The organism is Pseudoalteromonas sp. L21 (assembly GCF_021728035.1).
GTDB classification, from domain to species: domain Bacteria; phylum Pseudomonadota; class Gammaproteobacteria; order Enterobacterales; family Alteromonadaceae; genus Pseudoalteromonas; species Pseudoalteromonas arabiensis.
Window position 1 is genome coordinate 64,634 of sequence record NZ_JAKKCV010000004.1, and the last position, 13,283, is coordinate 77,916.

At 41.6% G+C, this 13,283-nt stretch carries 10 protein-coding genes; 4 read left to right on the top strand and 6 right to left on the bottom strand.

From position 1 onward, the window contains the following. Positions 1-67: 67 nt before the first annotated feature. The 5 genes from L3V41_RS12075 to L3V41_RS12095 all read right to left on the bottom strand — a co-directional run bounded on the left by L3V41_RS12075 (position 68) and on the right by L3V41_RS12095 (position 6,828). Complete coding sequence (locus L3V41_RS12075) at positions 68-661, bottom strand: PilZ domain-containing protein (RefSeq protein ID WP_237114165.1); 594 nt, start codon at positions 659-661, stop codon at positions 68-70. Between the two features lie 104 nt (positions 662-765). Continuing rightward, on the bottom strand, positions 766-3,939 hold the full coding sequence (locus L3V41_RS12080; protein WP_193987406.1) for a multidrug efflux RND transporter permease subunit: 3,174 nt from the start codon (positions 3,937-3,939) through the stop codon (positions 766-768). Between the two features lie 14 nt (positions 3,940-3,953). After that, the gene (locus tag L3V41_RS12085) at positions 3,954-5,156 is read right to left on the bottom strand and encodes an efflux RND transporter periplasmic adaptor subunit (protein WP_237114164.1); all 1,203 of its coding nucleotides are present in this window, start codon (positions 5,154-5,156) and stop codon (positions 3,954-3,956) included. Positions 5,157-5,411: 255 nt separating this feature from the next. Then, a complete protein-coding gene (locus L3V41_RS12090) occupies positions 5,412-6,104 on the bottom strand; it encodes a haloacid dehalogenase type II (RefSeq protein WP_237127815.1) in 693 nt (230 codons plus the stop codon). A gap of 70 nt (positions 6,105-6,174) precedes the next feature. Next, complete coding sequence (locus tag L3V41_RS12095) at positions 6,175-6,828, bottom strand: peroxiredoxin-like family protein (protein WP_193987403.1); 654 nt, start codon at positions 6,826-6,828, stop codon at positions 6,175-6,177. A 106-nt stretch (positions 6,829-6,934) separates the two neighbouring features. On the opposite strand from L3V41_RS12095, the gene L3V41_RS12100 reads away from it, so the two are divergent. From L3V41_RS12100 to L3V41_RS12115, 4 genes are all read left to right on the top strand, one after another. Next, on the top strand, positions 6,935-7,810 hold the full coding sequence (locus tag L3V41_RS12100; RefSeq protein WP_062569256.1) for a LysR family transcriptional regulator: 876 nt from the start codon (positions 6,935-6,937) through the stop codon (positions 7,808-7,810). 82 nt (positions 7,811-7,892) lie between these two features. After that, on the top strand, positions 7,893-8,453 hold the full coding sequence (locus L3V41_RS12105) for an RNA polymerase sigma factor (protein ID WP_062569255.1): 561 nt from the start codon (positions 7,893-7,895) through the stop codon (positions 8,451-8,453). After that, a complete protein-coding gene (locus L3V41_RS12110) occupies positions 8,450-9,520 on the top strand; it encodes a FecR domain-containing protein (protein WP_237127816.1) in 1,071 nt (356 codons plus the stop codon). The genes L3V41_RS12105 and L3V41_RS12110 overlap by 4 nt, the downstream gene beginning before the upstream one ends. Before the next feature lie 8 nt (positions 9,521-9,528). Continuing rightward, positions 9,529-12,540 carry a TonB-dependent receptor gene (locus L3V41_RS12115; RefSeq protein ID WP_237118433.1) on the top strand — a complete coding sequence of 1,004 codons (3,012 nt, stop codon included), beginning with the start codon at positions 9,529-9,531 and terminating at the stop codon, positions 12,538-12,540. A 60-nt stretch (positions 12,541-12,600) separates the two neighbouring features. Here L3V41_RS12115 and L3V41_RS12120 read toward each other — a convergent pair whose 3' ends face one another. Further along, a complete protein-coding gene (locus L3V41_RS12120) occupies positions 12,601-12,999 on the bottom strand; it encodes a biopolymer transporter ExbD (RefSeq protein ID WP_237127817.1) in 399 nt (132 codons plus the stop codon). Positions 13,000-13,283: the final 284 nt, after the last annotated feature.

The following is a 13,283-nucleotide window of genomic DNA, read 5'->3' on the forward strand; positions in this document are numbered from 1 at the left end:
TAAGGTGGGGCTAGTTTAGCATTTTAGCCATAGATGTCAGCTTTTTGTGCGCGATTAAGCGCGATTTTTAATTGTCTTGCTGATTGTTTTCTTGCTGACGTTTTTTTAGTTGACGTGTTTGTGCGTGTAAGGCAGCCCTTACGACTAAATCTTGGTCAGCATCACGAATGGCAGTAAACAATAAGGTATATTGATATTTATCATCATCGCATTTTTCAATGGCCACTAATTCGGTATAGCAATAAATAGCCGATGCTTCGTGTTGTAAGAATAACTTAGTGCGAAATGTTTGCCCTAATTCATATACATCAGTTGAGGTCAATTTTACGCCACCGCCGCCATAACTATCGCAATAGTTTGCGTTATCGTCAGGCTGCTCTGAAGCTAAGATATGACTCATGATTAAATCGATTTTACGAGACTGCGCCTGTAAAAACGCTGCCAATTCCTGTGCAACATCACCTAGATTACGCAGTGGTCGTAAGCTTGTTTGTTCAAGTTCGTTTACTTCGTTGGCAAGTTTAAATAGAGCAGGGATATCCGCTTCGAGTTCAGCATTGGTTTTTGGCACAGCACTTGATTCAACCGCATATAAATTGACACGGTTGCTCTCGTTGATTTGAAAAAACTGTTCAAATTCGGCTAATTTTTGATTATTCATGCTGTACTCCACACATCTTTCCTTAATACTAGCGTTGGAAGCTGTAAATTGCTAGTAATCCAATAATCAAAAAAAGGGCAAACTCATTGTTTGCCCTTCATTTTTTACAGATTACCCTCTTGGGTTTTGACATGTTCTTGTTGATGATGTTCTGCTATCTCATCAGCAAGTTCATGTCTTGAGCGTTTTTCAGTTAACTTACGCGCCGTTAACCAATAAAAGAATAAAGGCACAAAGAATACCGCAAGGAATGTGGCGGCCATCATTCCGCCCATAACACCCGTACCAACACTGTGACGTGCCCCCGCGCCTGCACCAGTGCTCAGTACTAAAGGCACTACGCCTAAAATGAAAGCAAGCGAAGTCATAATGATTGGTCTAAAACGTAAACGAGCAGCCTCAAGTGCAGCAGTACTTGCGCTCCAGCCTTGTTGATGTTTCATCAAGGCGTATTCAACGATAAGAATCGCGTTTTTACTGGCAAGACCAAGTAGTGTTACCAGGCCAATTTGGAAGTACACATCGTTTGTCATGCCAACAACCCAAACCGCTATAAGCGCACCAAAGGTACCAAATGGCAGGGCAAGCATAACTGAAAATGGTAATGACCAACGTTCATATAGCGCTGCTAAAATCAAAAATACCATGATCACAGCAAGGCCTAAGGCAATTCCTGTGGTACCAGAACTGCGTTTTTCTTGGAATGCAGAGCCTGTCCATTCGTAGGTCATATTAGGGGGTAACACGGCTTGTGCAATTCGTTCAACTTCAGCAATGGCTTGGCCTGAGCTGTAACCTGGCGCTGCATTACCCATCAGTTTAACAGCTGGTAAGTTGTTGTAGCGGTTAAGATTTTCTGGGCCACGGCTATACTCAATGGTGGTGAATGCTGAAAGCGGTACCATAGTACCTTGGTTGTTTTTAACATAGATACGGCCAATGTCATCAGGCTTCATTCTAAATTCGGGTTCAGCAGACATTAGCACTTGCCATGCTCTACCAAATTTATTGAAGTCGTTAACGTAATAAGTCCCTAAGTTACCCGCAAGGGCATTAAATGCAGCATCTATCTCAACACCCATGGCACGCGCTTGTTCACGATCAATATCCACTTTTAATTGTGGGGCATCTGGTCGCCAGAGTGTTTGCAGACCACTGATGATAGGGCTCTTTTGCGCTTCGGCTGTCATTAACTGCATGGCTTGCTGTAGCTTATCAGGGTCACTATCACCTTTGTTTTGAATGTAAAACTCAAAACCACCGGTATTACCTAAACCAAAAATAGCCGGAGGATTAAAGGCAAGCACCAGCGCCTCCTTAATACCTGCTGTTTTCATGAAGAGCTCTTGCACCAATGCTTTGGTATCAACTTCGCGTTCATCCCAATGCTTTTGGGTCACGAATAAGGTCGCAGCACTATTTTTGTAGCCACCACCAATAAAGTCAAAACCGGTAAACGCCACCACGTTCTCGTTAGCAGGGTTTGACTGCACGGCTTTTACAACTTGTTGCGTTACTTGTTCGGTGCGCTCAAGTGATGAACCGTCAGGTAAGAAAATCGCAGAGATGTAATAACCTTGGTCTTCATCAGGCACTAATGAACCAGGCGTATTTTGCCAAAGGCCTATAGTTGCAACAATCATCCCAGTCATAAGAATTAAACCGAGTAAACCGCGTCGAATCATAAAGCCAACGGCACCTACATATCGCCCTGTGATTTTTGTAAAAGTAGCATTAAACCATAAGAAGAAGCGGGCTGTTTGCTTATGCTCTTGCTTCAAAATAAGCACACAAAGAGCAGGCGTCATTGTTAAGGCGACCACACCCGATAAACTTACAGCAATCGAAATGGTAATAGCGAACTGGCGGAATAATTCACCAGTTAAGCCACCTAAAAATGCGATAGGCACAAACACTGAACACAGTACTAGAACAATCGCCACAACAGGGCCGCTAACTTCACCCATGGCCTTAACTGCGGCGTCTCGTGCACCTAGTCCTTCTTCGTGCATGATACGCTCAACGTTTTCAAGTACAACGATAGCATCATCAACAACGATACCGATTGACAGCACCATGCCGAATAAGGTTAACGAGTTAATTGAGTAACCCAGCATGTACATACCCGCAAACGTGCCCAGTAGTGATACGGGGACTGCGAGAGTTGGAATAAGTGTTGCGCGCCAGTTTTGTAAGAATAAATACACTACTAAGAATACCAATACCATGGCTTCAAGCAGTGTTTTTACTACTTCACGAATCGATACTTCAACAAAGCGGGTTGTGTCATATGAGGTTAAATGAGCAAGTCCGATAGGGAACTGACTTTTCATTTCTTCAATAACACTGTTTACTTCTTCAGCAACATCTAGGGCATTGGCGCCTGGTTGTAAGAAGATACCTAATAGTACCGCTTCTTTACCGTTTATTGTGCCTTTAAAGTTATAGTCTTTTGAACCCAGCTCAATGCGTGCTACGTCTTTTAATCTTAAGCTACTGCCATCAAGATTTGAGCGAATAATAATATTTTCAAATTGCTCAGGCTCTGACAAACGGCCTTGTGCGGTCACACTGTAAACCAGTTCTTGAGGAGATTTAGACGTTGGTGTCGCACCAATTTTACCGGCAGCATATTGTGAGTTTTGCACACGAATGGCGGCTGAGATTTCTTCAACAGTGACACCGAGCTGGCTCATAACATCTGGACGTAACCAAATACGCATGGCGTAATCTTTGGCACCAAATATTTGCACACTCGTAGTGCCTGGAATACGTTTAATACGATCCAGCACATTCATAGTGACATAGTTTGATGTCCACAAACTTGAGCGAGAACCATCAGGTGAATAAAAAGCGTGCACCTGTAAAAAGCTAGAAGAGCCTTTTTGTACCACCACACCTTGGCGGCGTGTTTCTTCTGGTAAGCGTGCTTCGACCTGCTTAACACGGTTATTAACATTGACTGCGGCCTGATCGACATCAGTGCCAATTTCAAATGTTACTTCGATTGTGGTCGAACCCGAGCTAGTTGAAGTAGACGACATATACATCATGCCCTCAACACCAGTTATTGCATTTTCGATCGGCGCTGCCACTGTTTGTTCGAGTACCTCGGCAGATGCACCTGGATAGGAAGCTGTCACTTGCACTACAGGAGGCGCTATTTCAGGGTACTGAGCAATAGGTAAACTGCGCATCGCAGCAAGGCCCGCAAGCACAATAACAATCGATATAACAAACGCGAAAATCGGTCTGTCTATAAAATAACGAGAAAACATAAGACTCCCTGTGCTTATTCTGCGTGGCTTGAGTTAGCGGCTGGTTTGCCAACATTGACTGGCATACCTGGGAAGAAAATACGCGCCATGCCATCAACAATCACTTGGTCGCCTTCTTTTAAACCACTGCGAATTAACCAAAAGTTTTGGAATTGTTCATTGTTTGGTTTTTTTATCCATTCACCCACTTCAACAGGCGCAGGTAGTGCTACATCCATACCTTGTTCATTTTTACTCACAACATAAACAAACTTGCCTGTGCCGTTATCGAGTACGGCGCGCTGTGGTACGATGATGGCATTTTTGCGTACCGCGCCAGTTAGCTCAATTCGGACAAATTGGCCAGGTCGTAACTGAAAATCAGGATTTGGGATCACAGCTTGAAACTCGCTGGTGCCGGTGTTCGGATTGATACGCACATCAGAGAAGTTCACTTCGCCAGTTTTAGCGTACAAAGAACCATCTTGAAGTTTTATTTGCGTTCTCCAGTGGCCTTGCTCTGGTAACGTTAGTGAGCCATTTTTAACATCTTGACGCATTTGTAGTTGTTCGCGTTCTGACAAACCAAACCGAATACGTATAGGGTCAAACTGGGTCATTTGCGTGAGTAAAACGTCAGGGCCTGAAACAAACGTACCTTCAGAAACAAATTCACGTCCCATTACACCCGCAACAGGGGCTTTTACTTGGGCATATTCAAGATTTAATTGTGCTTCTTTTAGCGCAACCTTGGCCGCTGCGAGGTTTGTTTTGGCAATATCATTAGCTGAGCTCGCGTTATCATAATCGCGTTGTGAAACTGACTTCTCTGCACGAAGTTTTCCTAAACGTTTAACGTCTCGTTCAGTTTGTACCAGCGATGCCTTGGCACCATCAAGAGCCGCCTGGGCACGATCAACAGCTAGCTGGTATGGTTCAAGATCAATAGTAAATAGTGATTGACCTTGTTCGACACGCTGACCTTCTTCAAAATTACGTGATTCTAGAATACCCGCTACACGCGCTCGAACTTCAACTTCTTTAGAGCCAGATAGGGTTGCTGGTAATTCAATCGTGAATGGTGCATCTTCTGTTTTTATGGTCATTGTAGCAACAGCAGCAGGATGCATTTGCTCTTGTGGTTTAGGGGCTTCGGAACAGCCTTGCAATACAAGTGGTGCAGCGATCAAAAATAGTAAAGATAATGATAATTTGGCAGGTGCGAAAGACAGACGCATGTTTACTCCACAGTCCAATTGTTAAGTATAGTAAGCATAGTCGATAGCCCACAAGTCATGAAAAGGCGAACCATGCTAGGATTAAGCGCAATCAGTGTATACCTAAAACTTTTAAAGGTACACCATTTAGTTTACTTTTTGGTTTGTTTTTTAGACTAAATAATGAATGCTCTATACATTAAAATTACTGAGTTTTGTGCGAAGTGAACAATAAAAAGTATGAAGACTACCGTTTGTAGTCTTCTGAGGGTTTAATTAACGATTAAGTAGTAAAGCGAGCTCTTTTATATCATTAACAATGTAGTCAGGTTTTGTCGCTAGTGGATAAAGCGCTTTACCGGGTCTTGCAACAAAGGCTGTTTGCATACCTGCGGCCTTTGCACCGGCAACATCCCAACCGTGAGCGGCTACCATCAGTGCCTCATGGGGTGCTACATTAAGTTGTTTAAGTAGCCACTGATACGAGCGAAGATCGGGTTTATATACCTTGATATCTTCAACACTGTATCGGTCGCTAAAAAATTTCGTCAAATCAGTGTGTTTAAATTGCGCTGCTACCCCTTTATTTGATGAATTAGTAAAGCTTACTAACTTAAAGCCTTTATCATTAAGCTGAGCAAGTCCGTGCTTTACATCTGGGTGTGCTGGAAGAGATAAAAGCGGTGGTACAATCGCTTGTTTTGCCTGCTCTTTAGTAATATTAATTTGATGGTTACTTGCCACCATCATCAATGCTGCGACACCAATTTCACCAAAATCATGGTAGTCATTCGTCACGGTGCTAACTAATGAGTGATGTAACATGGTCGAAAACCAAAGAGGCAATAGTTGTGTTTGTCCGTTAAGTGCTTCCCCGACAGAGTCCCTCATTTGTTCAAGGTCAAGCAAGGTTTCGTTAACATCAAATACAATTACTTTTGGGGTTTCAAGATGTTGACTATTTGCCATAGCTTCACTCCCAATTAAGGTGCTAAATATTAATATACAAGCACCTAATAATTTAGTTGATAGACTGACATTACGCATCCTGCAACCCTTTTGCCGCATTTAATACCTCACTTGGCTCTGCACGTAGCGTATAGTCTTCTTTAGCAAATACATATTGAACAGTACGGTCTTTATCAATAACGTAGGTTGCAGGAAGAGGAAGCTCGTAACTGTTATCCCCATTTGCACTAGGAATATCCAAGCCCAGCTCTTGATAGACTGGAATTAAGCGTTCATCTAATGTGAACACTAATCCACATGCTTTTGCTAGTGTATTTTCAACATCTGATAAGACCGTAAAGGCTAATTCATTCTGTTGTTCAGTGGATAACGAGTGATCAGGTAACTGTGGTGAAACTGCTACTAGTTGAACATGGTGTTTAGCAAACTCGTCCTTAAGTGCATTTAGCGCACGTAATTCTAAGTTACAGTATGGGCACCAACCGCCACGGTAAAAGCTAAGCACCAGAGGTCCTTTGTCTAATAACTGCGAGAGTGTCACGGTTTCACCATGACTATTTGGCAAGCTAAAGTCAGGAAATACGGCGCCTACTGGTAATGCATGTTGATTTAACTGCTCAGCGATCAGTTTGTCGGTGGTAATGTCCATTAAGTTTAAGATATCGCTTGGGACATTTGCTTTTTTCTGTACTTCGAATGCGTCAATTTGGCTTTTTAAAGACATAGTGTGGCTCCAGACCATTAGGGTAAAAAATGCAGTATAGTGTTTTATTTTTTTATATATACTAGGCAAAAGTGAAAGCTAAATTCGAAAATGTTGAATTGAAAATATGTATAGCCTATCCGATTTAGAAACATTTATAGCGATTGTTGAGAACCAAGGGGTCGTGGCGGCTGCAAAAGCACAAGGTTTATCGCCAGCAACAGTGAGCCACCGTTTAAGTAAGCTTGAAAAGGCACTTTCAACCGTGCTTATTTTTCGGGATAGCCGACGGATTAGGTTATCACCAGCAGGAGACGTCTTTTACCAACGCGCAAGCGCAATTTTGGAAGCGTTGTATGATGCTGAGCATCAAATAGGTGCAAGAGGGTCGGCAATATCAGGGTTATTACGTGTCACCATGCCGCCATGGGTCTTTTCTAAATTTGTTATGCCTGAGCTTAATCAGTTTGAGCAACAATACCCTGATTTAAAACTGGATTTTATGATTACAGATCATTTTGTGAATGTAGTGGATGACGCACAAGATGTGGCGATTAGGGTAGGACAGTTAGTTGACTCTAATTTATTATCTCGAAAACTTGCTGTTAACTCGCGTATTCTATGTGCTGCACCAAGCTACATTGAAAAATATGGTATGCCAAAGTCAGTGGCTGATTTGGTTGATCATTACTGGGTGTGTTTACCGTGGCAACGCCAACTTAAGCTCATCGAAAATAATCAAGTCATTCATCACAATGCGCGTACTCGATTTACTATTTCAAACTCAGATAACATGACTCAAGCAGCGATTGCAGGGCATGGTATCACCATCAAATCACACATTGCTATTCAGGATGAACTCAGCAAAGGAGAGTTAATTGAAATATTACCCAATTGCTTAGCTGATGCAGATGCGCCAGTCTGGTTTTTAAAACCTCAAAATAGTTTAGTCACTCGAAAAACAGAGATATTTTATAATTTTATGAAAAGTTTATTTACTTAGAGAACAGAAAATTAACAAATTGTCTTGTAATTAAAATGAAATCTCGTACCCTTAGTTATAAAATAACAAGTGCGAGTTACGGATGACGGAGCAGACAGGAATTATTACCGCATTTACTGATATATCAAGCAAACTCAGACGATTTGTTGCACGTATTGTCAGCCCTGATGATGTTGAAGATATAATTCAAGAAACGTTTATTAAAAGTTACGAGGCTGATCTTAAGCAAAATATTGAATATACCCACAGTTATATGCTTAAAACTGCTAAGCACTTGGCATTAAATCACGTTGCGAAATGGGATAATAAATACAAAGAGTCCCTTGACGAGCATCAACAAGTTACCAATCAGATGCGCTCAATGGCACTTGAAGATGAAGTCACCTCAAAAGAGCGGTTTTTATTTTTTTGTCGCGTGACTAACGAATTGAGCCCTCAAGTTAAAAAGTGTTTTATTTTAAAAAAGGTCTATGGTCTAAGCCAAAAGGAAATCGCAATTAAAATGAAGTTGAGCGAAAGTACAGTTGAAAAGCACATCGCCAAAGGGCTCTTGCATGCATTGCATGCTATGAAAGCACATGACACTCAGCAACTAAATCAATTAAATACCACAGATGTAACCGCCAAAGAGGTGAATAAATGAGTAATGTTCATCCTTTTTCGTCGAAAGATATGATTCAAGCTCAGGCGAGTCGTTGGGTAAGCGCAATTGACAGAGGCTTATCTGATAAAGAGGTGCATGAGTTACAGCAATGGGCAAAACAAAGCAGTATCCATCAAGATGCGTTATTTGAACTCGCTCAACTTTGGGATGAAATGAGTGTGCTCAATGAGCTAAGTAGCCTTTTTCCTGAAAAAACTCAACATAAACAACCTGCGGTTTTTGGCTTGGCAACCGCGGCAAGTTTTCTAGTTGTGATGTTACTAGGTTGTGTTTTACTGATTTACTCAAGTTATTGGCAATCAGCTGAAGACGACCATGCGAAATTTACAAAGATTTATCGAACCAAAGTCGGTGAGCAGGCAACCTATGTCTTGCCAGACAGCACGATTGTTCAGCTTAACACCAATACAAAGCTAGAAGTGGTGTACACGGGCGACCGTCGTCAACTTATATTGAATCGAGGCGAGGGGCGTTTCAATGTTGCCAAGGATGCGAGCAGACCTTTTACAGTCATTGCTGGGGATAAGTCTTTTACAGCCCTTGGCACCGTGTTTAATGTTCAACGCAATACCTCATCAGATCTTGAGTTGGTAGTCACAGAGGGCAAAGTAATGATAGCTGAGCCACACACGCTTGTTGATGCAAATGACTTTGAGCATTTAAAAGATGCTTCAAACGAGAGTCTGTCGATAAAAAAACTCCATGCGAACGTGGTTGTCTCGGGTGAAAAAGCGCTTATAAAACACAGTAAAACAGAGCCTGTTAAACAACTGTCGATGGATGATGTACAACGAGATTTAGCATGGCAGCATGGCATGATTATTTTTAATGGTGAGCCTTTAGGTGAAGCGCTACAAGAGGTTAGTCGTTACACGGCTACCCGTTTTGAATTGACTGATCCTGATTTAACTTCTTTAAAAGTTGCGGGCGTTTTCAAGGCTGGCGATATAAAAGGATTACTTGAGTCGTTACACGCTAATTTAGCGGTTAAACATCAACGCTTAGGCGAGCATCGTGTTAGTTTAAGTTTTGAAAGTAAAAGCTAATTTCCCTCATGAAAAAAAATGATTTTCACGTTGTTAATGTTAATCACAAAAAATTAAATAAAAAAAAGTTAAATTTACATAGTGGATTTTTCTTTCTGAACTGTTTGATTAAGTTGCGCAGTAAACAATTGCATTTATTTCCAGCGTCGATGGCTGTCTACGGCTTATGTATGGGGCAACCAGCCATTGCTGCTGAAAAGCAAATGCTGCAATTTGATATTAAAGCGCAACGAGCAGATTTAGCCTTGATTGAATTCGCTAAGCAAACAGACCAAACGGTTATTTTCTCTTTTGAGCTTGCTAAGCAATATCAAGCACAGTCGGTGTTTGGTTTTTATACCAAGCTAGATGCACTTGAGACCATGCTTCAAGGTACAAAGCTCGATGCGGTTGTTGATCAAACTGGTTTACTGAGTATAAAACTCAAACAAATCAATAGGAAAGATAACAACATGAAAAACCTTTCAGGGGTCAGTGCTGCAGTCGTGCCGTTACTACTTGCAAGCAATAATCAGGCATTTGCAGCAGAACAAGCTGCAGAAGAAAATATCGAGAAAATCGCTGTTGTTGGTAGTCGTGTAGCAGGGCGCTCAGTTGAGGATTTACCGGTACCCGTTGATATTTTAAGTGCGGAGGCACTTGAAAATACAGGACAAACAGAAGTGGGTCGTATGCTTCAAGCTATCGCCCCTTCTTTTAACTTTTCCAGCTCGTCTATCAGTGATGGTACTGATGCGCTGCGTCCGGCAACATTACGTGGTTTAGGACCCGACCAAACCTTAGTGCTTATCAATGGTAAGCGTCGTCACCAAGCGAGTATTATCCACATTAATACGTCAGTAGGTCGTGGTACCGCAGGTACTGACATGAATGCTATTCCTGCGGCATCAATTAAGCGCATTGAAGTTTTACGTGATGGTGCGGCCGCACAATATGGTTCAGATGCGATTGCCGGTGTTATCAATATCGTGTTAAAAGATGCTGAAGAAGGCGGTAAAGCAGCCATTAATTATGGCGAATACTCAGAGGGTGATGGCGAAACCGTTAATATTGATTTTAACAAAGGTTTTGCCCTAGGTGATGATGGTTATTTAAATACCACAATTAACTACCGTGATCGCGCTCCAACCAACCGTGCTGGCCTTCATGGCTCATGTCAATTTTATGGTTGTACGGAGCTTGATGACGGCACTTTACTTGCTGGTGACCCACGCGAACTCACAGCACCGCGTGATACATTTAGAATTGGTGATGCTGATTCTCAGCAATTTGCGCTAACCGTTAATACTGGTTATGAACTTGCTGGTGGTGAGCTGTATGGTTTTATCACTTATTCAAACCGTGAAAATGAATCAGCGGCATTTTTCCGCCACAACGCCAATGCGACTGGTAACCCTGTATTACAAGACGGTGATGCAACAATTCCAATGGGTTTCTTGCCGAAAATTAATACTGTTATTGATGACGTGTCTTATAACGTAGGTTTTAAAAAGTCGTTCGATAATGACTCAAGCATTGACTTATCTTACACCTATGGTGAAAACAGCATTGATTACACCACAAGTGACACAATTAATGGTTCGTACGCAAACTTACTTCGTTATGAGCAAGGTTTATCAGCAGATGAAATTCGTGCCACTATCCCGCGTTCAGCGTTTGCATATGGCCTAGAATTATCTCTACAAACACTTAATCTCGATTACACAAAAGATTACGATAATTTTTCATTAGCATTGGGTGCTGAAATCCGCACAGATGAATTCCGCATCTTAGAGGGCAGTGAATATGCTTATCGTGATTACGACACCGTTGATGGTGTAAGCATTTATTCAGGCCTCAGCGGCGGTGTAGGTAGTGAAGATGCAGCTAGTGGTACACAAGGCTTTGGTGGTTCAGATCCTGCGTCATCTGTGGATGAATCACGTGATGTGATCTCATTTTATGCGGATGCTGAAACTTACGTGATCGATGATGTTATTATCTCAGGCGCGCTTCGTTACGATAACTACAAAGGCTTTGGCGATACTGTTAACTTTAAGCTAGCGGCTAATTGGTCGATTACTGAAGATGTCTCTTTACGCGGTGCATTGAGTACAGGTTTTAGAGCACCGTCTATGCAACAGCTTTACTTTAATAACATAAGTACACAGTTTGTTGTTGGCGATGATGGCAGCTTAGTGGCTGAACAAGTGGGTACCTTTAGAAACGACAGTACACTCGCGCAATCGATTGGTATTCCTAAGTTAAAAGAAGAAAAATCGCAAAACCGTAGTTTAGGTATTGTGTATAACGTGACTGACAATATCAACGTAACCATTGACTACTATTCGATTGATATTGATGACCGTATTGTTATTTCTAACCGTTTAGGTAAAGGTTTATCAGATACACTTGATGCTGCACTTGTCAGCTCTGGCGCAGGGGCTGGTCAGTTTTTCTTAAATGGTGCGGACACAGAAACAGAAGGTGTTGATTTAGTTGCTACATGGAACACTGAAGGCCTTGGCGGCACGCTCGATTTCACTTTTGCTGCTAACTTCACCAAAACAGATGTGGTTGATTTATTTACGCCATCAGGCAGTGGTCTTGAAACGATTCCTGTTGAAGACGTGTTTTCTGCTCAAGAAACGTCAATTATCGAAGAGTGGCAGCCAGAAGATCGCATTAACTTAAGTGCACTTTACCGACTTGAAGACTGGACAGTAAACTTATCACTGAATCGCTATGGTGAGTACACTGTGGAAGACGGTGGACGTCAAACATACGGTGCTGAAATCTTAACGGATGTGAAAGTGAGTTACTTCTTTGATGAAAACTTATCGTTTAACATTGGTGCTAATAACCTATTTGATGTTTATCCAGATAAGAACACCATTGGTAATTCGCGCTCGGGTACGATTGTTGATGCAAACGGCAACACAATAGTGTCAAGCCCTGGTGTATTCACTTACTCTCGTCGCTCAGCACCATTTGGTTTTAACGGTGCATACTACTACGTAGGTGCAGAGTACAAGTTCTAAACTCTCTTTAGATTCCTTTATTATTATAAACTTGCAAAGGGCCGTTAGGCCCTTTTTTAGTTATAAAGACGTGCCTATAGAGATTGGAACATCTTGATATTGTTTTATTTTATCAAGCAAGGTGACCATGGTTTTGTGACTACTTTGCTCACTTGCTGTTACTTGCACATTTGTCATTTCAAATTGTGCGGTAAATAACGCGAGGTTAGCGATTATCTGCTCTGGTGTTATAAGCCGGTTTGCAAAGTAAATACTATCATTTTCAGTGATAGTAAATTGCGCTTGTTTTTTCGGGTTATCAAAAGTTGGTTTTGCCAAAGGGCGATTAATTTCAATAGCGTGCTCTTTAACAAACGAGGTTGTTACGATAAAAAATATAAGCAAGATAAACACAATATCGAGCATGGGGGTCATATCTACATCAGCGTTTGCAGTGGTTTTTTTATGTTGTTTCACCATAATTAGGTCCTTGTTGTTTTTGGCCAAGACACAAAATTTACGATTAAGTGCACTAGCCACAGTCGTGTTATGAACACGGATTATTTTTAAATTGCTGGGCGCCACAGCAGTTTTTCGGATCCTAAATTTAAAGTTAGCAGCTTTTAAAAATACGGTAGTTAAATAATTATTCTAAGTTTATTAAATGTTTGTAGCGTTTTTGTTGGTAGAGTTTTTTATTAACTTTAATGAAATCATAATGAGCTTTGTTGGGTCATCTCGATGTAACTAAGTTAAAAGGATGG